The sequence below is a fragment of the Streptomyces sp. MMG1533 genome (genome assembly GCF_001279775.1).
In the GTDB taxonomy this organism is placed as follows: Bacteria; Actinomycetota; Actinomycetes; order Streptomycetales; family Streptomycetaceae; genus Streptomyces.
In genome coordinates, this window is the sequence record NZ_LGDG01000167.1 from 118,082 (window position 1) to 139,662 (window position 21,581).

The following is a 21,581-nucleotide window of genomic DNA, read 5'->3' on the forward strand; positions in this document are numbered from 1 at the left end:
ATCGGCGGATACGCCGAGGCCGTCGGGAGTGTTGGCCGACGTTGACGTTCACGAGCGCGTGCGCCGACTTACCCCGCTCGCCCGTAGGGCCCTCGCACCGCGTCGTCGTCAGGAGCTGCTTGAGCCCGGCATGGTCGCGGTCCTCCCGGCCGGCGGAATCGCCAAGGAGCTGACGCTGACGCGCCCGCGGCTGGAGGAGCTGCTGCGCGCGGCGCTCGCCATGGCGGACGGCACGCGGTCGGTCGTGTGGGTCCGCGGCGACAGCGAGATCGCCGTACACACATCCCGTGCCAGGGTGGCGCTCGGCCCCGGAGCGCTGGTCGTCGGGGTACGAGTCGAGACCGACCAGACCGGCCCGGCAGAGATCAGCGTGCCGTTGGCCCTCGGCTCCCCGGCGCTCGCGGCGGGCCTTGTCATGGCGGCCCCCACCCGTCCGGACGGCCTGCCGCTGCTGGTCGAGCAGTGGGGCGAAGTCGTCGTAGCCGCTGTCTACCGGGCACTGCTCGACGTTGTCACCGCCGCCGCAGCCACTGCGGGGGTCGACGCCGACGGCCGGCCGCTCCTGCCCGGCGCGGTCTCATCCGACGGCGAGATGTTGAGGATCGTGCCGCAGGCCCGGCACCCGATCGACCGGCGGCCACTGTGACCGCCGTCCGGGCCGAGGGACTCGTCGGCGACCTGCTCGAGGCCCTGGGCGTGACTCGCGACGGCAGTCTCGACGGCGCGTTCCTCTCCGACACGGGCCGGACCCTCAAGGGCGTGTTGCACGACGCCCGCCGACGGGGGCGGTTGCTCGCGGTCGTGCAGGGCGTGCTCACCGAGGCGGGGCTGGACCTGGGGCCCGCGCAGACGGTCGACGACCGAGACTGGTTGCCACTGGTCGGTCCGGAGCTCGGCGCGAGCACATCCGGCCGTACCGACCACCTCGACCTCTCCGTCGTCCTGGATCATTTGGCAGCCGAACGCACCGTCGTCGGGCTCGGCGTGCGGTATACGCACAATGCGCCTGCCGACCGGCCGCGCGTCGCTCTGCGCGCCGTCGTTCCGCTCGTCGCCGTCCCGCTCTCAGGCGCCGCGGTGCTCGCCCCTGGCACGCCGTTCGGCGACGTGCACCTGGACGCGAGCCTCGAGCCCGGCACGGAGGGGGGTGCCATCGACGTCGAGGCGCTGCGCGCAGTCATGCAGGTGCCCACCGACGGGGCCCGTGCCCCGCACGTCGTCGTCACCGCGGAGGGCCTGCGGCTCGGCGACGCCGAGCCGATCGATCTGAAGCTCGACGCTGCCGACCCGCTTGCGGACCAGGCACTGCAGGTCGGCGCGACCCTGCTGCGCGGCCTGGCCGAGAGTGCGAACCCGCGGCTCGGCGCACTGCTGCGGATGATCGGTCTGGGCGCGGACGGCGTGGTGCCGCCGCTGCCGCTTGCGGACCTCGTTGCGAGCGGGCGTGTGGCTTTCTGGTCCTGGCTGCGTTCGCTCGCGGCCCCGGCCGCGGCGCGTGGCTGGGCCGATGCACTGGCGGAATTGCTTTCCGAGCACGCTGTCGTCGAGGGAGACGGGACGCCGGAGCGGCCGGCCCGCGTCCGCCTGCCGGTCGGCCAGGCGACCTTTGAGGTGGCACTGCTGCTCGGTGCCGCCGCAGACGGTTCGCCGGTGTTGACGCCCCGTGTTGCGGTGGACGTCGACACCCCGGCTGTGGCTGCGTTACCGCGACTGCTCGGCCGTGCGGAAGTCGACATCGTCGCGCTGCGGCTGGGCGCCGTTCCTGAGGCGACGGCCGTACCTGGATTGCGGCTGTTCGGGCGGGCCGGGCCGGATGCGCCGCGGGGCGCGGCGCCGGCCCTCGTGCAGCAAGCGGCGCCCGTCGCGGTCGTCGTAGGCTCGCTGTCGGCCGGCCTCGCACTGGATGCCGACCGCCGCCTGGTCCCGCTGCTCGCGGCGCACGAGGTCGTCGTCGGCAGCGGCGCCCGACAGGTGGTGCGGGAGCGGGTCGACCTCACCGACGCGCAGGCCGTCGCCGACCTCGGAGCCGCAACGCTCGACGCCCTCGTGGAGCAGGCCCTGACCGGACTCGGTGCCGGGGACCAAGTCCGGGCTGCTCTGAGCCTGCTCGGCCTGCGCGACCCGCACGACCGGGGCGGCGCGGGCGAGCCTGCCTGGCCGCACCGAGTCAACCTTGCGGACCTCCTCGCCGATCCGCTGGGCGCCCTGGCGGCCTCAGTGGCCGGCGCAGTGGCCGCCGGAGACCTGCCCGTGCTGCTCGCCGAGCTCGGCTGGCTGCTGCCCCGCCCCGACGCGGCAGTCAACGTCCGCGCCGGTCCCGTTCCAGGCAGTGGCACGGCAGACGATCCGTGGCGGATCGCCCTGGACGATGATCCGACCGCCGACGTGGAACTCACCTGCACTGCTGAGGCGGGCACCGCGGGTGCGCCGCACCGGCTGACGCTCGGTCTGCGAGCCGCCCCGGCCGCAATCGGCGTCCCTGGTGTCGGCGCGCTGGCCCTGGAGATCGAGGGGGGCCTCTGCACGCTGACACTGCCGACGGCTGCCGGCGGCCGGCCGGCCGCCGAACTGGCGACGTCGCTCGGGGTGCGGGCCCGGATCGAGGGGCCGCTGCTCCTCGGCGACCCCCTCCTCGGCATCCGGGCGGACGCCCTCGCGGCGGAGCTGCGCTGGACGCCCGCCGACGGGCTGCGCGTCACCGGCTCGGCGCCGGCACTGGTGCTCGACGTCGGCGGCCTCGAGCTGCCGCTCGACCTGGCCGCACCGGAGCCGCCGTGGCCATCGCTTGAGGCGCTCGCCGGGTACGCGCTGCGGTCGGCCGGCAGCCCGGTACTGCGGGCGCTCGGCGACCTGCTCGGCTGGGGGCTGGGCGACGGCTCGGACGGCCCGGGCGTACCTGCTCACCTGGCACTGGACAGCCTCGTCGCCGACCCGGTCGGCGCGCTGCTCGACTGGCTTCGCAGCCTGGCCGGGGACGGCGACGCGGCTGTCATGCTCTCCCCGCTGGTGGCCTGGCTCGCCGCGCTGTTCGGCGACCTGCTGGAGGACGACGACCCGGCGGACGCGGCGCTTCGGGGCATCGGCACGCCCGCTGACCCGTGGGCGCTGCGGCTGCGTGCAGCGGGTGCCACGGCGCCGGCCGCTGCGGCCGGCGGCGCGCGCGGAGCCGAGCTGCTGCTGTGGTGCGAGCCGGAGGGGCCAGATGTGCCGCTCGGCTCGGACCTGACGGGTGTCGCGCTGCCCTCATGGCTCGAGCTCGGCGTCGGCGAGGACGGCGATCCGCCCTCGCCGACAGACCTGGCGGCCCTGCTTGCCCAGGCGGCGACGGTACTGCCCGGCCTCGGCGACGTCGTCCGCGGCCGCTCCGATCTGGCGACGTCGCTCGCAGCGCTGCGCGACCGGTTGACCGGCGGCGACGGCCTGCTGCCTGCGGCAGGCGCGACGCCCGCGCGGTGGACGGCGAGCACACTGGCCGGCGTCGACCACGCCGGCCTCCAAGCGGCGTGGGAGGACGGCACACTTGACCCGGCCACCGCGCTGTTCGTGACCGGCCCGCTCGGTGACCCGGCGCGCTGGCCGCTGTTCGACCCGGCACGGCTGATCGACCTCACAGCACCGGCCCTGCCACCAGCGGCGTTCGACCTCGCGGCGATCGACGGCCCCGGACCTTGGTTCGTCGCGCTGCCGGCCAGGGGCGCGGCACGGGTCGATCCCACCGCGCCGGACGACGGGTTCGACCATCTTGTCGCCCGGTTGCGGACCTGTGTCGAGGCGGTGCGCGCCCAAGCGGGCGGCCCCCTGACAGTGATTGCGCACTCCACCGCCGGTCTCCCGGCGCGGCTGCTCGCCGCCACGGCGGCCGGCGGGATCGGCCGCCTGGTCACCCTCGGCACACCCCTGGACGGCGCGACGGTCGGCTTTGCCGACCTGCGGCCGACTGCGGACGCCGTGCATGCGCTTCGCGCAATATGGCTCGCGGCCGGGATTGAACCGGGCTCGGCGGAGCTGCCCGACGACCTCCGCGCGGGAGCGGGGCTCGTCGGCACCCTCGACACGCTGCTCCGCACCGACCCGCTGCCACCCGCCGAGTTCGCCGCGCCGACCGCCTGGCCGTCGGAGGCCGCGTCCGTCACACGCGAGTCGGTGACCGGGGCGCTGGCCGCCACGGATGTCGTGGACGGGATCGTGCAGGCCGTCAGGGCCGCGCTGCACGGCGGGCTCTCGGCACTCGGCGCCCTGCCGCCGCTCGTCACACCTGCCGACGACTCCGAGGAGCCCGGCCGCCCGGCGGTCACCGCGCTCGCCACGGGCGTCCGGCACGACCTGCCCTCGGCGCCAGACGAGCGCGGCATCGCGGTGACCGTCCGGACCACGATCAGCGGGCCGCGGCTCGGCACACGGGTGCCCGGCGAGGGCGAAGAACCGCTGGAACTGCCAGGCCTCCGGCCGCCGGCCGTCGAGTTGCGGGTCGCGCTGCGGCGCGAGGCCGGCTGGCTCGTCGGCGGCCCGCTGCCCGAGACCGGGATACCGCCCGCCGCCCGGCCGCCGCGGCTGCGCTGGGCCGAACTCGTGCTGGCCAGCGAACTGCACCCCGGTGGGCGCGCCACCGTTGCGATCGTGCTGCACGAGGCCGAGGCACTCGGTGTCGAGCGGGTCGCCTGGCCGCTGCGACTGACCGACGACGGTGCCGCCACGCTGCCCGCCGAGGCACGCGTGCTGCTCTTTCGACTGGCCTCGGCGCTGGGCACCACGGACGACGGCGGGCCACTGCCGGCCACCGGCGCGGCGCGCGCGCTCGCCGAGGTGCTCCAGGCGCTCGGGATCGCAACCCTGGACGATGCCGGGCACGTCGGCCTCGTCGCCGAGGCGGTCGAGCGGTTCCTCGTCGCACCGGGCACAGCGCTTCGTGAATCGGTCGGCGGCGGCCCCGGCGGTGCGCCGCGGCGGCGACAACTCGCCCGGGCCCTGCGCGTGCTGGCCGGCGTCGCCTCACCGCAGGACCTCACCCCCGGCACCGCAACGGATGCCCCGGGGCCCGCCCGGGTCGATGTGACCATCGACGGGCTGCGCCTGCTGCTCGACCTCGACCCGCTCTCCTCGGGCGCCGCCGCGACGCTCGACGTGGCTGCCGTGCTCTCCCTCGCGGGCGTTCTCACCTTCTCGGGCACCTGCCGGATGGAACTGGTCGACGGCGGCCCGCGGGTATCCGGCTCGGCGCGGCTCGAAGCCGCTGCCCCGGCGTCAAACCTGCCCTACCTGGCGCTGGAACTGCCACCCGGTGGCCCGGCCGCCCTGAGCGCAGGGCTGGACCTGGCACCCCATGTCCCGGCCGGGTGGTTCCCGCGGCGCCTGCCCCTGTGGCCGCCGCCGGACACGGCGGGCGATGTCGTGCCGGAATTGGCCCGGCCGGCGCTCGCCTGCGCGCCCGCAGCCCTCGCCCGGCTCGGGATCACTGCGCTGCGCGGCGCGCTGAACGGCACAACGGCCGGGACGGCACTGGACCGCGTGCTGCGCGCCCTCGGCCTGCTCGGCGCCGCGGACTCGGATGGCATCGCGCATGTCCGACTGCCAGTGGCCCTCGTCGTCGACCCGGCCGCCGCGCTGCGCGCGGCACTCGACCTCACCACGCCCGGCAGCACGGCCGGCCGCGCCGCGGCCGAGCTCGTGGACGCCGCCCGCGCGCTCACCGGGCTCGGCACGGCCGCAACCCCAACCGGGCACCTGCCGCTCCCGTACGGTCTGGACCTCGCGGTGGTCGGCGACCCGACGGCCGGCGGGCTCACCGTGTCCCTCGGCACGGCGGCGCCCACGGCCGCTGCCGGCGCCGTCGTCGCGGTCGCCGCCGGCGTTCGGATCGAGTTCGACCCCGCGACCGGGACCCGGGCACAAGGTCGGCTCACCGCCGATGTGGCGCTCCGACCGGCCGACGCTCCGGCCGCGCTCGCCGTGCTGCGACTCGTCGCCGAGGACATCGTCCGGTTCGACCTCGTCCTGCCCGGCCCGCCGGAGCACATACTGCCGCTCGTGCCCGCGGGACCCGGCCTCGGTGAACTCGTCGGCGAAGCCGCCGTCCGGCTGCTGCCGACCGTGCTGGACGCCGTTGTGACCGAGGCGGGCGAGATCGGCGCCGTCGTGGCCGCAATCGGCGACGCGCTGGGACTGCGCGCGGATGCCGACGCGGGTCGGAGATTCGACGCCGCAACGCTTGGCACCCTGGCGGAGGATCCGTCCGCGGCGCTGCTGGAGCGCCTCCGCGACCACGTCGGCGACGTCGTCGGGGCGCTGAGCGACCTCGCCGACCTGGTGCTCGCCCCGCTACCGGTCGGCGTCGTCGTCGTCACGCCGGCCGCCGATGGCACCCGGCTGCAGGTGGTCATCGCGGAGCGGGTCACACTGGCACTTGCCCGTTCGGGCTCCGGAGCGGGCACCGGGGTGCGGCTCGACGTAACAGCCGAGGCACCAGTGCTCGTGGACGGCATACCGTTCGGCTCCGTCCGCGGCACGGTCGCTGTTGACCAGCACGGCCTGGCCCTCGTATCCGGCGGCGCGAGCCTCGACGGCGACCTTCTCGCGATCCTCGGAGTGCCGCTGCGCCCATGGCTCGACGCGCGGTATGCGCCCGCCGAGCGCGCACCCACGGGCGCCGAGACACCGACGAGCCGCCCGACGGTCCGCGCCGGGCTGGTCGTGCCGGAGGCGCCCGGCCGCCCTGTCGCCGCCACCGCCCTCCGCGTCGTGGCCGCGACCGTGTCCCCCGGTCAGGAGCTGACGGTCGGGGTCGTCGACGGCACCGGCGCGCCGGTCGGCGACGACCCTGGCCTGGCAAGCGCCCGGGTGCTCACGCCGCTCGTGCTCGGCATCGGCACCGAGGCGGCCCACGATCTGCTCGACACGACAGTCGGCGCCGGGCCCGGGACAATCGGCGAGGTGCTCGACGGCGTGATACTGCGCCGGACGGGAACCGGCGCCACAGCTCGTTGGGCGCCGGTGCCGGACGTGCTCGACCCGGATGCCTTGCTCGGCCGTGTCGTCGCGCTCGGCGGCAATCTGCTCAACGCGTTCACGCCCACGCTCAGCGTCGGTCCGCTCACGGTCACCGGCGACGCGAACCTCGTGGGCAACGCCGCCACCCTGCGGGTACGGCTCGGCGTAGCGGCAGGCGAGACCTGGTGGCTCGTCGATGCAGGCGACATCCGGATCGGGCTCGAGGTGGCCACAGAGTGGGCCGGCATCGCGGCGGCGGACGGCGGCGTCGAGCTCTCACTGACTGTCGACCCCACGCACTCCGAGCCGGTCCGCGGCGTCACCGTCGCGGTCCGCGGCGCGACCATCCGGCTGGCCGGGCAGCAGGGTGAGGATCTCCTCGACCTCGGTGTACGGCTGCGCTCGGTGGCGCTCTCGGCAGCGTTCGTCCCTGTCCCGCCCACACTGTTCGGCGGCCGCCTGGCGCTCGACCGGCTCGCCGTGCCGCTCGGCGGCGCGGGAGGCGCCGGGGGTAACGGCGTTGCTGCCAAGGTGCTCGACGCCGACGCGACCGGTGGCTCTGCCGGCGGCTCCGGTGACACCCAGAAGCCCGCGCCGGCGCTCAGCCCCGAACTGGTGCTTCTCTCCCGCGCCGGTGACCCGGTGACCGTCGACCTGCGGATGGGCGACGGCGCGGGGCCGTGGTGGCTGCCGCTGCAGGCGCACCTCGGGCCGGTCTACATCGAGCAGTTCGGCTTCGGGGTCACGCGATCGGGTGGCACCGTGACCCGGTTGCGGCTCCTGGTCGACGGTGGCGTGAGCATCGCCGGGCTCACCGCCCAAGTCGACGACCTTGAGCTGAACCTGCCGTGGCCCGCGCCGTGGGAGATCTCCCAGTGGCGGCTCGACCTCGCCGGGCTCGCTGTCGGCTACCAGGGCAGCGGGGTGAGTCTGGCGGGCGCGCTGCTCAAGACCGCCGGTGCCACCCGGGGGGACCCGCCGTCGTACCTCGGCACGGTCGCCATCTCGGCCGCGGGCTTCGGTGTCAACGCCTTCGGCGGATTCGGCGTCTACCCCGTGCCGCGCTCGAGCGACACCTACGTGTCGCTGTTCGTTGTCGCCGCGCTGCATGCCCCCCTCGGCGGCGTGCCCGCGTTCTTCGTCACCGGCGTCGGAGGCGGCGTCGGCATCAACCGGGCCCTGGTGCTGCCCACCGACGTCGCGGCGCTGCCGCGGTTCCCGCTGGTCCAGGCACTCGACCCGAGTAGCTCGATCGCTGCCGACCCGATGGGTGCGTTGCAGCAGATGGGCCACGCGTTCCCGCCGCAGCGCGGGGCGATCTGGTTTGCGGCCGGTGTCTCCTTCACCTCGTTCAGCATCGTCGAAGGCGTCGCGCTGGTCTCGGTGAGCGTGGGCGACGGCGTGGAGATCGCCCTGCTGGGCCTGGCACGGCTCGGGCTGCCCAACCCGCGGCAGCCGATCGCACAGATCGAACTCGCACTGATCGCCAGGTTCAGCACCCGCGAAATGGTGCTGTGGATCCAGGCGCAGCTCACCGACAACTCGTGGGTGATCAGCCCGGATGCGCGACTGACCGGGGGCTTCGCGTTCGTCACCTGGTTCCGCACCGGCGACTTCGTCGTCACGCTCGGCGGCTACCACCCGAACTTCAAGGTCGCCCGCTACCCGCAAGTGCCACGACTGGGGCTGTCCTGGACCCTCGGCGAGTTCCTCTCGATCCGCGGCGCCACCTACTTCGCGCTCTGCTCCACGGCGGTCATGGTCGGCGCCCGGATCGACGTCAGCTTCCGCGCCGGGCCGGCGTACGCGCGCGTGATCGCGGGCTTCGACGCGCTCGTGCGATTCGACCCGCTGTACTTCGAGATCGACGTCTACGCCTCGGTGACCGGTGGGATCCGGATCGAGATCGACCTGGGCTGGTTCGGCTCCATCGTCATCGACCTGAGCATTTCGATCGGCGCCCGCCTGCACATCGAGGGCCCGGAGGTGCACGGTACGGCGACGCTGCAGATGGGGCCCGTTGAAGTGCCGTTCCGATTCGGCCCGCAGGCGCCGCCCGAGCGCGCCGCGCTCTCCTGGCCGGCGTTCTTCGACAAGTACTTGCGGCCAGGCGGCGGCCAAGTGCTCACCGTGTCGGTATCCGGTGGGGCAGCCGCCACCCCGGGCGAACCCGCGGAGTCCCGAAACGACGGCAGCAATGCCACCGCGCCGTGGCCGGTCCTGCCCGAGTTCGACCTGACCGCCGCGACGACGCTCGCCGCGCGCAGCTACGCCGGCACGATGGTCGCCGGTGTCGGCGGCCTGGGCGTGGGGCCGATGGACGTGGCCGCGCTGGCCTCGGACTGGCGGGTGACCGTCCGCGCCATGGGCGTCGCCGGTGCGGCGGGCGACCACACGGCCCGCCTGACGGCCGCCCCCCGGACCCAGGGCGTGCCGCCCGCGGTGTGGCGGGCGCTGCCCCCGGGCCAGGCATCGCCCGCCCTCGCCTCCGGGGTCGACCTGGTGACGGCTTGCACGGGGGTCGACCTGCGGGCCCGGGCGAGGCTGGTGGACGCCGGCGGCAGTGCATCGTTCGACCCCTACCAGGTGGAGGAGGATCGCACCCTCCGCAAGCCGCTGCCGTTCACGGGCGAGCAGGCGGCCCGGCCCAAGATCCGCCCGGCTGCGGGAGAGGCCGTACGCGCCGACACCTCCACGACCCCGCAGCGCGAGCTGGCCGGCACGGTCATCGAGTGGCTCACCCTCGGCCCGGACGTCGCGCGGGCGACGCGGGACCATCCCGGCCCGGCAACGCAGCTCCTCGGCACACTCGCAGCGGCGGACGCCGGCGAGGCCGAGCGAGTCCGGCTGCTGCGCCGCCGGGTCCGCAACTGGCAGGCGGTGCCGCGGCCGGTGCGGATCACCGAGGGTCTCGGCCCCGCGTTGGAGCTGCCCGCCGTGCTCACCCAGCGGCCGGCGCCGCCGCCGGATTCCGGGGTCGACGTCCACGTCGGCCGGCCTGCGGTCCTCGCGCTGCTCGACACGGGCGTCACGGCCGGGCACAGCGGCGGCCGGACGACGGTCACGAAGCTCCGCGGCGCCGCAGCCGAGGCCGCCGCCACGCTCCCCAGGCGAGCGGCTCCTTCCACGGACCTCGGTCGGCTCGCCGACCGTGCCGTGCCGGCCCGGCTCCTGGTGGCGCCCGGTCGGTTGGAGCGCAGCGGCTCGACGGTGCGTCCGGCCGACGGCGGCGTGCGTACCAACCAAGCCGGCGGGCCCGGCGAGCTGCGCCGCGCGCCCGCCGTCGACCCACAGGTGCGCAGGCGCCTCCGGGACGCAGCCGCCCAGCTCTCGGACGACTCCGGCCTGACCGTCGTGCCGGGGCAGGCCCTCGTGCTGGGCCTGCCGAATCCCCATGACGACGCGGCCCCACAACGGCCGGTGCTGCGCGTCGCCGCCGGCGCGGCCGGCAGCGGGGCGGTCCGCGTCGTGGCCCTCGACGTGACCGCCCGGGCCCTCTCCGACACCACACTGGCAGCCGGGGAAGTCGAGGTACCGCCGGGCACGGCGACCCTCGCCGTTCTCGGCGTGGGTATCGGGCAGCCCTCGGCCGCGGGACTGGCGGGCTGGGCGGCCGCGGGACCGGCGGTGCAGGTGGCGCCCGGAGCGGCACTCGTCCCAGGAGCCATCCTGCGGGGCCCGGCCACATCGGGCCGCGAGGCTGTCGGTGACCGCTCGGCGCGCGGCGCGGCGATCGTGCGCGCCGGGGACCTCGTCCGTGGCACCGGCGTGGTCGAGACCGTGCTGCCCGCCGGCTCGCGCACCCTCCTCGTCGCTCTGGACCGGATCTCCGGCGACACCGTCGACGGACTCGTCCTCGGCCTCGCCGGGCTTCGACGCCGCACCGGACCTGATGGCGTGCTGGCGCCGGTGCCGGTGGTACAGGGCCGCCGGACGGTGCTGCTCTACCCGGTTGAGGCTGACCCCGACGTGCTGGTGCGGGTACAGGACGCCGCCGCGGCGGCCGGCCGTACCCGTCCGGCAGAAACAGCGACGGTGTCGATCGCGTCGGACGCGCGCTGGGAGGTCGCGGCCGTGGTCGGTGGCACGGACTCGGCCGACCTGATGGCCCGCGACGTGATCGACTCGGGCGTCGAGGGCCTGGTCGCGCCCCTGGTGGGAGGCAGCATCGGCTCCGCAACCGTCCGATTGATCCACGAGGAGGGCTCATGAGCCCGGTCAGCCGCAAGGGCCCGGTGCCGACCCGGACGATCGTCCTGCACGACCGGATGGAGCCGCCGCTCGTCGCCGGTGACTACGAGGTCCGGGTCAGCCAAACCGTCGGCGGCGACCCGGACCTCGGTGCGGTCCCGGACGACGTGCGGCACGTGCGGGTCACCGGGCCGCGCTACCGGCTGGCGGCTACGGAGGTCCTGTCGACCTTCCCGCCCGCCAACGGTGACGGCCCGTTCACCACCCGGCTGGCGCAGGTCGCTCTACGCCGCAAGACGCTTCCCTGGGAACGCGCGGCGTCGCCCGAGCGGCCGTGGCTGGCGCTGGTCCTGCTCAGCGACGCCGAGGGCACGTACCTGCCGTCCGTGCCGGTGGAGCAGGCGCTGACGGCCGGCGTCCGGCTCACCGGCCCCAACCCGGACGGTGCAACGTGCGCGGCCGTCGAAGTCCCGGTCCGGGTGGTCCGCCAACTCTTCCCGAGCCGGCAGGACCTGCCCTTCACCTGCCATGTGCGGGAGGTGCCGCTCGACGACACCGAGCTGGCGCAGGGCGACGACGACGGCTGGGTCGCCGTCGTCCTCGGCACCCGGCTGCCGCGGCCGGGCATGCGGTACCGCGCTTGCCTGGTCAGCCTCGAGGGCCAATGGGACCAGCTGCCGGACAACCCGCCGGTGGAGGAACGGATCACGAAGACGACGGTCTACGAACTCGCCGACCGCGACATCGCGCAGGCCCGGCTGTCGCGCAGCGACGGCGTCCTTCTCAAAGGGGCCATCGACCGGAGCAGGCACGCCGCGGGTGGCGGGCTCGCGCCGAAGCTCCCGAAGGATGCTGTCGACCGCGAGGAGGTGGAGGCCCTGCCTTCACCCGCCAGCAGCGGGCACGCCGCCGCCGACGCCTGGACGGCGCCTGCGACGCCGGCACCGGCGGCGGCCCAGGCCGCGCCGGTGCCGGCGTCTGCCGCGACCTGGGTGGCGGGACTGGGCAGCGGGTCGGTGATCCTCGACGTCTCGTTCGAGGTCATTGACCCGGGCGCGCGCCTGCTCCGCTTCCCGGTCCTGATGTCCTGGGAGTTCCGCTGCGAGGGCGACCAGGACTTCGCGACGCTCGTGCAGGACCTCGACGTGGGCCTGCTCGGCACGGCTCCCGCCTCGGCGGGCCCGACCGACCGGATCCCGGCCGTCGCGGAGACCGGGCACGTGGTGCTCGGCGGGACGGACCGGGCCGGCGGGGCGACATCGTCGTGGTACCGCGGCCCGTTCGTGCCGCGCGCCATCGAGCGCCGGCCGGCGACGGCGGTGCACGTCAGCGACCAGCTCCGCCGGGTCGCGGAGGACGGCCGCGCCGAGGTGGGCGAGGCGGCCGCGTTCGAGCTCGGCCGGCTGCTCGCGCTCTCCTCGCCCTCGACCGTGGCATCGCTGCACGAATGGCGCCGCCGCAAGTTCACCGCGCGGCGGGCCGGCGAGGCCGGCTCCGCCGCCGTCTTCGGCACCCTGGCGACCGGCTGGGCGCTGGTGGAAAACGGCGTACTGACCGTTGACTCCTTCGCCACCGCGCTCGGCCACACGCTTCTCGCCACGGTAGGCGGAGACACCGTCGACGCGCTGCTGCCGGCTCGGCCGGCCGTCGACCCGCTGCCCGACCTCGACCTGCTACGCGACCCGGCGGCAACGATCTCGAGAGGCCTCGGGATGCCGCTGCGACAGCTGCGCGCATCGCTCGAGGGCGGCACCCGGCCGGAGGTGACGGCCGAGCTGCTGGCGCCGGTCGCCACGGTCGGGTTCGAGGCGCTGGCCAAGCAGCCCGGGCTGCTCGCGCCGCTCGCGGCCGAGCTCGCAGCCCGGGTCGTTGAACTGACCGCGGACGTCGGGCGGTTTGCCGGGCCGACCAGCCCCGCCATGCCGCACCCGGACGCCCCGACGGCAGGCGCCGCCACCGACGACACGGTGGAGGCACTGTTCCCGGGCGCTCAGACGATGGAGGGAAACGGGCAATGAAGGCCTCGATCACGGGCGCGGCCGCCCTTTCGGTGGCGATGGCCGCAGCCGCGTCGACGAAGACCCCGCCGGACACCGACGGGGTGGCAGGCGAACCGGACATTCTGCCGCCCGAACTCGTCGACATCCTCGTCCGGCTGCGTGTGCTCGACGGCGTTCCGTTCGAATACGTCGTGCCGGACGAGCGGCTGCTTCCCCCAGAGTCGATCCGCTTCTTTCACCTGGACCGGAACTGGACCGACGCGCTCGTCCAGGGTCTGCTCTCGGTCGGTGCGGTCAGCACCCGCGACCGGATCGACGTCGCGGCGCGCTGGCCGGCGGTGCGGGACGCCGTTGACGCCGCCGAGCACGACGTTCGCGCGAAGCTGTCGGGAGCGCCGTCCGTGACGGGTGACGCCGAGGCGGTCACCGGCTTCCTCGCCCGCTCACGCGCCATCTCAGGCTGGCCCGGCATCGCCGTCCGCGCTTACCGCCGGACCGCGCCGGAGACGGGCGGCGACCCGTTGTCCGGCCTGGAGGAGATGCGCATGCTACGGCTTGAGCGGCTCGCGCCGGCGGTGCTGCTGGCGCTGGTCGACGGGGTGCCGGACCAGGTGTGCATCGAGGAGCCGCGGGCCGGCATCCAGTTCGGCGTTGACGAGGAACCCGCCGCGGCCGGCGGGGCGATCACCGCCGCGCTCAAGGACCCGGCGACCGGCCGGCGGGTGCAGCGCGGCGGCGGCGACGTCGCCGTCCCGGTGCCGTTCCGCCGCGGCGCGCCCGGTGTCGTCGCGGTGGCGAACCTTGTCGCGGCCTTGCAAGCGGCGGACAGCGAGGGGGTCCTCGGCCCGACAATGGGACCCGCCGAGTACGCCCTCCAGATGCTCCAGCTGCCCTACCGTCAGGTTTTCGGCGAGACCGACGCGCCCGCGCCTGTCGACGACTTCCACGTCGTCCGGGCGGATCTGACGATCGAGGCGCTGACGACGGTCTGGCGGGCGGTCTGATGGCGGAGCGCCCGGACCTCTCGGCGCAGTTCTCCGTACTCGCCCGCGCCGGATTGCCGCCCTCGGCCCTGGTCACCTGGGCGCCGACACTCTGGCGGGAGCCCCGCCTGCTCGTTCCGGTCGACGTCCAGGCCCTCGTCGTCACATCCGCGGCCCAGGAGGAGTGGGCGGACGTCGCCCGCCGACTGCCGGAGGGCGCGGAGCCGTCCGCCGGCAGTGCCCCCCAGCCCGGCACGCTGGCCGCGCCGCCGCCGTTCACGCCTGTGACCGGCGGCCGCTCGCCCGGTGTCTACCTGCACTGGGCGCTGCCCGACGCGCTGGCCACCGGCACCGTCCCGCACGACGCCGGCTCGGCTCCCGGCCCGGCGCAGCTCGGCATGCCAGTGGTGCCCAACCGGTGGCTCGTGGCCCGGATCGGCGGCGGCACGCCGCGCCGGGTGGCGGCCTGGGTGGTGGAGTCCGACCGCGGGCTGACCCGCCCGCTCGGCATCTGGGCCGAGGCCGCCGACCCGGCGCCCGGCGCCCGCACACCGTGGCTGCAGCCTGGCTCGCTGACCGCCGTCAGCGGCGGGGACCCGGCCTGGGCGGCGGTCCTCGACGGCGTGATCGACCGGTTCGCCGTGCACGACGACCTCGCGGACCTCGACCGGGCGGACGCCGCCGGAACCCTCAGCTACCTGGTGGCCGGCTGGTATTCCGACCCCGCCCTGGACCCGCTGGCTGGCGCCGACGCCGCGCGAGGCTTCGAGGCGCTGCTGGCGCGGCTGCGGTGGTCGATCGACGCCGACGCGCTCGCCCGCGCCCGGGCGTCCGCCAACGCCGCGCGCGAGGCGGCCACCGCCGCCCGGAAGCAGACCGGCCCGCGGGCCACGGGGGCCGAGGTCATCGCGACCCTCCAGGTGGGCGCGCTGAACGCCCAAGTGCCGGTGCCCGCCGCCGACAGCGGGCTGGTCGAAGGCGCCACCCCGCGGATAGCGCCGGGAGCGTGGTCCCCGCGCCAGACCATCTGCCACGGGCACGTGCATGGAGTCCGGCCCGACGGCGTCGGCGCGGACGACCGGCCGGCCGCGAGCGCACTCACGGCCGCGCTCGGCTCCTGCCCGGAGGACTCGTTCGCCGCCCTGCTCGCCCCGGCACTGCCCGACCCGCTCGGCGGCGAACGGCTTGCCGCAGCGTTCCTGCGGGGCACAGCCGGCCGGTACGACGACCCCGACGGCGCGGTCGACGTTGACGAGGACCTGCATGGAGCAGAGTTCGTCGCGCTGCCCGGAGGCACCCGGGACAGGGGAGACCGACTGCGTACAGGCGGCGCGGCCGACTCCGTCCTCGACACGCTGGGTACGGCCGCCGACCGGCGCGCAGCGGGTCCACCGCGGCGCACGCGCAAGGACGGCTCGCGCACGGCCTCCGTCCGGTTCGGGCTGCAGCGGAAGGCCCTGCACATCGTCGACGACGGCACACCCGTGCTCGAGGTGTTCGAGGAACGCGGACGGCCCGGCCCGACCGACAGCGGCGAGCCCTCGCAGGCGCCGGTCCGCGGACCGGCCGGCTTCCGCGACGTGGAAGTCGGGCTGCCCCGGATGCACGTGCCGGCCGACCCCGTGCTCACCCTCACCGGTGCCGCCCGCTCACTCCGCCACGGCTCGGACACCCGGCACACCGAAGACGGCCTGTTGGCCTGCCGCCTCACCGGCGAACCCGTACGCCGGATGCACGGCGTCATCAAGGGCCACCAGGTCGTCGCGCCGCTCGGCCACGGCGGGCTGCCTCCCGAGTGCGAGGAACTCCTCGCCGAGGTGGCGCTCACCGACCCTTTCCATGCGGCAGAGACCGCGCAGACCGCCGCGCAGGCGGCGGGGGCGGCGCCGGTCTCGGTCACCAACCGGGTGTTCGGCGAGATCGCCCTCGCCGCGAGCGCCGCGGCGGGGAAAAAGGTGGCGTGGGCGGCGGCGGCCTCCACCATGGACGGAACGCTTCCCTCGCCCCAGGCCACGACGTGGTGGCGGCAGCCGTGGGTGCCGCTGTACCTCGAGTGGGAGCTCGAAGTCGACCTGGCGGACGACGACGCGGCGGCGCTGCGCGCCTGGGACCTCGGCGAGGTCGACCTCGAGCCGTCGGCAGCTCCGGGCGCCGCACCGACCACGACCATCCGCTCCCTGACCGGGCGCAGCCTGCTGACGCCCAGTCCCGCCTCCGCGTTCGCCGACCGGGTGCGCACGGTGCTGCTCGCCGAGGCGGAGCTCGACCAGGCCGGCGGCGACCTCGAGCCGGCCACCGAACAGGCGCTGCGCACGCTCGCCGCCCGATCCCGGACCCTCGACGTCACCGCAGCCGCGCTCGAGGGACTGCGACAGTGGCTGCTCGGCTGGGACGACAACGTGGCCCGCGCCAAAGGCGGAACACCCGGGGCCGCCGTGTCGCCGGTACCCGCGCGCGTTCCCCGGCTGCTGCGCTCCGGGGCCTTCCGGCTGGTGCGGGCACGTGTGGTCGACACCTTCGGCCGCATCGTCGACCTCACACCCGGGCTGTCGGGAGTGCGAGTGGCGGGCTCGCTGACCGCAAACGGCGAAGGCACCGGCGGAGCGGCCGGCGTACTCGTGCCCCGGCTCACGACGCCCGCACGGCTCATGCTGCGACTGGTCGACCCCGCGCACGAGGACATCGAGGCACACGTCGACCAGGAGACCGGCGGCGCGTCCCCCGTCGCGGGCTGGCTGCTGCCGGACCCCGTGGACCACGCCGCCGAACTGTTCGACGCGGCCGGCGCACCGCTCGGACAGCTCATCCACGACCCGGACGGCCCTGGCGTGCTCTGGGAGTCCGCACCCGGCCGGCCCGGACCGCTCGGCGCGCCGCCCCCCGTGAACGGCCCCGGCGACCTGCCCCTCGCCGGCGTGGTCACCGGCCTCCTCCGGGCCGACGCGCAACGCCGCGCTGCCGGATTGGCGCCGGAGACCGAGGACCTGCTGGAGGAGGAGGAAAGCCCCCTGTCCGCCATGCTGCGGGTGCTGGACACGACAGCGGCCACGGTCGACTCGGCTGCTGCGGGCACCGACCACCTCGCCGGACTGATGAGCCGGCCGCTCGCCCTCGTCCGGGCGCTATTGCGAATCGAGATCGGTCCCGACGAGGCACCCCCGGAGACGCCGCAGCCACTGCGCCGGCTGCGTGAGCAGAGACTCGCCGAGGTCGCCCGCCTGGAGGTACCGGTCCGGCTGGGCGCGCTCAGCCGGCTGGACGACGGCGTGCTCGGCTACTTCGTCGACGACGACTATGGCCGGTTCCACCCGGTCGCGGGTGACGTGCTCGCGGCGGCGCTCGACTCCGGCCCGCGCCGCGGCCTGCTGGCCAGCGGCGCCGATCCGGCCGCCCCGGGCACACGGCCGGTCACCTCGGGCTACGTGGTGGCCGACCCGGTGCTTCGGGTCCATCCCGGCCAGACCGTACGGCTCACTCTCGTCGTCGTCGCCGGTGCCGCGGTGCACGCGACGTGCGGGCTGCTGCCGCGGACGTCGGTGCGCCTGCACCGGGACTGGACGGCCGAGGCGCTCGAGCGGATCGCACCGTCATTCCGGGTCGGGCCCGTGCTCGTCGACCCTGCCACGATCCGGATGCCCGCGCCCGGCGGCGGCGGGATCACACCGACGTGGGCGCACCGGGACACCCCGGCGACGTGGCGCGAGGACCCCATCGCCGCCGCCACCGCGGAGGCCCGGATGGCGGAACGTCCCGCCGCCGTGCAGGACGGCTGGCTGCGGCTCGTCCGCGGCGAGGAGGAGCCATCATGAGGCTGGGTGACCAAAACGCCCGGCGTGAGGCGTGGCTGCGGCTCCACGGCCCGCACGGTACCGACGGCGCGCTGCGCGGCGGCGCTCCCACGCTCGACAGCGCGGGCCGGTTGGTGCCGAAGGACGCCCCGCACCCGGGCGCCGACTGGGTGCCGCTTGGACCCACGGTGGCGACGGGCGGCCAGGCCTCCGACCGGCCGGGCGTCACCGGGCGAGTGCGCAGCATCGCGTTCGCCCCGGGCGGGCAGCGCGGTTACGCCGGCACTGCAGGAGGCGGTGCTTGGATGACGCTGGACGCCGGCGAGACATGGCAGCCGCTCGACCCCTGGCGGGACACCCCGAACGCTGCGCTCGCCTTCGGCGCCGGCGGCCTGGTGGTCGGCTCGCTGGGGGCGCAGTTCGGTGCGGACGCCGACGGCGAGGACGATGTGCTGTTCGTCGCGACCGGCGAGCCGAGGAAATCTCTCGGAACGTCGGTCCGGCGGTTCGGGCGGGCGGGCGGCGCCGGCCCCCGGGTCTGGACCGACGAGGCCGTCGGCGGCGGCCGCTGGTCCTACCGGCTGCTGACTCCGCCGCCGACGAGTGCCAACCCGGACCGGGCATGGCTCGCCGCATCCGGGAATCTGTTCGAGCGGCCGGGCGCCGGACCGTTTGCCGCGTGGACGGACATTCCCCTGCCGGTGCCGTTCAGCACAGTCGTCCCTGGCCAGCCGCTGGTCATTGTCACCGACGTGGCATTGCTGTCCGACGGAGCCGACGAGTGGCTGTACGTTGCCGTATTCGGCCGCGGCGTCGTCCGGATCAAGCTCGCGGCCGGATCGGCGACAGGCCAACCAGTAACGCCCTGCACCGGCATCACGGAGCCGATGTCGGCCCAGGACCGCGCGAAGCTGGGCCGGATCTCCCTCGCTACCGCCGAGGACGGTGGCCCGCGGGTCTACGCTCTGGCGCACGTGGCCCGCGGCGTTCGCCGCGCGCGGCTGTTCCGGCTGGCGCACACACCGGTCGCCCTCGCGTTCCGGGAGGTGACGGCGGGCGTCCCCGGGTCACTGTGGGTGGTCCAGGGCAAGGACCAAGGTGACTATGACCAAGCCGTCGCGATCGTGCCGCAGCCCCGCCCGGCGCCCGGCACGGCGACCGACGAAGTGGTGATCGCCGGATCGACGGAGAGGCTTGACGGCGACTGGCAGGCCGCCGTCCGCCGTGGCCCGGTGCAAATAGTCGCCGGCGTGCTCACCCTCGTCGGGACGGTCCTCGGCCGCGGCGCGCACGCCGACGTCCACTGCATCGCGCACAACCGGCTGCCCGACGGCGGCCTCGACCGTGACGACCTGTGGCTCGGCACCGACGGCGGCGCGTACCGGGCCCGGCCGGCGATCGAGAGCGGCCGGTTCCAAACTGCGCACGGCGGGATCGGCGCCGTCCAACTTACGTTCCTCGCCCAACATCCGACCGTGCCCGCGTTCCTCCTCGCCGGCAGCCAGGACAACGGCATGCTCATCCATTCCGGCGAACCGACCTGGCGGCGACACGTCTGGTCCGGCGATGCGGGCGGAACGGCCATCGACCCCACCAGGCCGCGCTGGATGTGGCAATACACGAGGGCGAAGCTGTACGGCACCCGGCCGCCCGGGACGGCGCTGCCGCCGCCCGAAGTGGCCTTCCCACCGACCGCGAACGCCGCCAAGAAGAAGGCTGAGGCCAAGCGCGTCTCGTTCTACCTCCGACTGGCGGTCGTCGAGGTGCCACCGCTCGCTGCGCCCCCCGCTGCGCCGACACCGCGGGTGGCCTTCGGCGGACACCGGCTGTGGGTCAGCAATGACTGGGGCGCGACCTGGCGCACCCAGCCCAGCGATACCAACCCCCTCGACACCGGGACTGCCACAACGGATCAGCTCGACGGGTCGTCCGCTCTGGCGGTGGCCTGGGCCTCGCCCACCGTCCTCGCAGTGGTCACGAGCAAGGGCGTGTACCGGATCGACGGTATCGGCACCGCTGCCCGGACCGGCGTCGTCCTCGCCCGCCAGGCTGCGACGGCGAACCGCGGCTTCCGCCGCGCCGGTGAGGCGGCGAATGCCACCCCTCCTTCCTTCCGCACGGTGACCTCTTCCGTGGCGGCCAACGTCGGCCCCCTGCCGGACGACTTCGTGCCGTCCGCCGTCGCCGCGGTCGACGCCACCGGCGAACGTCTCTACGTCGGCCTCTCCAGCAAGGGCACACCGGGCGCCGACCCGCTGTGGTTCCACCGCACCGCGCCTGCAGGGTGGGTGCCGAGTGAGCTCGGCGCGTTCCTCGGCGGACGCACCCGGGTGCGCTCGATTCTGGTCGACCCGGCGCATCCCGAGGATGTGTATGCCGGCACCGACGTGGGCGTCTACCTGGGCGTCCGTACCGACCACGGCGCCGCGCCGCCGACGTGGGTGTGGTCGGATTTCTCGTTCGGACTGCCCGAAGCGCCCATCTCAGACCTCCAGTTGTGGGCGCCGCCGGGCGCCGCCGTCCGGTTGCTGCGTGCTGCCACCTTCGGGCGTGGTGCGTGGGAGATCGACCTGGAGCGCGCAACCGGCCGGCACGCAACGCCGGCGCGTGAACCGGAGGTGTTCCTGCGGGTCTGTGCCGCCGACGACGGCCGGCTGAATCTCGGCGTGCTGCGTCAGCCTGACCCGCTCGACCCCACACCGCCGACCGCCGTGCCGCCCCCGAGGCCGAGTGGCTTCGTGGAGAGCCCGGACATCGCCGTCGTCCGGGCCCGGGCGCGGGTCGAGCGGCCGTGGCCGGGCGGAGCAATGAGCGGCGCCGACCGCCGCGCCTGGCGAATAGCCGCGGCCACCTGGGGCCATCGGCTTGTGCCCGGGACGGGGGCGTTCACGCCGACGGACCGTTCCGCCTGGCAGTCGATCCAGCGCGAGCGGCTGATCCCGGTGACGGCGACGCTCAACGAGCGCACCTGGCAGGCCACATTCAAGGGCCTCGCCTCGGACCCCGACCACGTCCGCTACGTCGACCGGTACGGTCGCGAACTCGCACCGCCCGCGCCTGCTCCACCGCCCGGCACCCTTCCCGTGCCACGCTGGCAGGTCGCAGACCCGGCCCCAGGCATCAACCGGCTGCTCGTGCATGTACGCAATCGCGGCCCGCTGCCGGTTCCGCCACAGCGCACGGAGGTCGTGCTCCTGTGGCAGCGGGTCGCGCCCGTGACCCCTGTCCCCGGCCTCGGGCCCGCGCCGGCGCTGCCGCACCCGGGAGTCGTCCTGCCGGCGCTGCCCGCGCGTTGGAGGGTCGGTGTGCGGGACCGGAAACTGGCGCTGCTTCGCACCGACGGCTGGGCGGTGGCCGGGACGGGTTTCGAGCGCGCGGACGGCGGGCTGCTGTTCCCGCCGCCCTTCGACCCGGAGGCACCGCGCGTCGTGGGCCTCGACCTCGTCCTGACCGGTCTCGCCGTCGGCGACCTGGTCGCGCTGTTCGCCGTCGTGCGCTGTGACGACGACTTGCTGCCCGGACCGGCGATCCCCGACGCGACCGACCCGCTGCGCACCGTCGAGACCGTGGTGACCAGCGAAAACCGCACGGCGCTACGCGTGATCCAGATCCGCGACCCCGGGACCTGAGGCGCG

At 75.2% G+C, this 21,581-nt stretch carries 6 protein-coding genes; all 6 read left to right on the forward strand.

Features of this window, described 5'->3' with window-relative positions; genetic code table 11:
- Positions 1 to 130: 130 nt before the first annotated feature.
- The 6 genes from ADK57_RS18005 to ADK57_RS18030 are packed head-to-tail and all read left to right on the forward strand — an operon-like array spanning position 131 to position 21,575.
- Entirely contained in the window at positions 131 to 646 is a 516-nt protein-coding gene (locus ADK57_RS18005) for a hypothetical protein (protein ID WP_053750491.1), read from the forward strand.
- On the forward strand, positions 643 to 11,196 hold the full coding sequence (locus tag ADK57_RS18010) for a DUF6603 domain-containing protein (protein ID WP_053750492.1): 10,554 nt from the start codon (positions 643 to 645) through the stop codon (positions 11,194 to 11,196). The genes ADK57_RS18005 and ADK57_RS18010 overlap by 4 nt, the downstream gene beginning before the upstream one ends.
- On the forward strand, positions 11,193 to 13,193 hold the full coding sequence (locus ADK57_RS18015; RefSeq protein WP_053750493.1) for a hypothetical protein: 2,001 nt from the start codon (positions 11,193 to 11,195) through the stop codon (positions 13,191 to 13,193). Before ADK57_RS18010 ends, ADK57_RS18015 begins: the two co-directional genes overlap by 4 nt.
- Entirely contained in the window at positions 13,190 to 14,179 is a 990-nt protein-coding gene (locus ADK57_RS18020) for a hypothetical protein (protein WP_053750494.1), read from the forward strand. The genes ADK57_RS18015 and ADK57_RS18020 overlap by 4 nt, the downstream gene beginning before the upstream one ends.
- The gene (locus tag ADK57_RS18025) at positions 14,179 to 17,967 is read left to right on the forward strand and encodes a hypothetical protein (RefSeq protein WP_053750495.1); all 3,789 of its coding nucleotides are present in this window, start codon (positions 14,179 to 14,181) and stop codon (positions 17,965 to 17,967) included. The genes ADK57_RS18020 and ADK57_RS18025 overlap by 1 nt, the downstream gene beginning before the upstream one ends.
- Complete coding sequence (locus ADK57_RS18030; protein ID WP_053750496.1) at positions 17,964 to 21,575, forward strand: hypothetical protein; 3,612 nt, start codon at positions 17,964 to 17,966, stop codon at positions 21,573 to 21,575. Before ADK57_RS18025 ends, ADK57_RS18030 begins: the two co-directional genes overlap by 4 nt.
- Positions 21,576 to 21,581: the final 6 nt, after the last annotated feature.

Excerpts from the sequence above, each read along its gene's own strand:
- ADK57_RS18030 (WP_053750496.1), top strand. The coding sequence starts at position 17,964 with ATGAGGCTGGGTGACCAAAACGCCCGGCGTGAGGCGTGGCTGCGGCTC.
- ADK57_RS18005 (WP_053750491.1), top strand. The coding sequence starts at position 131 with ATGGTCGCGGTCCTCCCGGCCGGCGGAATCGCCAAGGAGCTGACGCTG.
- ADK57_RS18020 (WP_053750494.1), top strand. The coding sequence starts at position 13,190 with ATGAAGGCCTCGATCACGGGCGCGGCCGCCCTTTCGGTGGCGATGGCC.
- ADK57_RS18025 (WP_053750495.1), top strand. The coding sequence starts at position 14,179 with ATGGCGGAGCGCCCGGACCTCTCGGCGCAGTTCTCCGTACTCGCCCGC.
- ADK57_RS18015 (WP_053750493.1), top strand. The coding sequence starts at position 11,193 with ATGAGCCCGGTCAGCCGCAAGGGCCCGGTGCCGACCCGGACGATCGTC.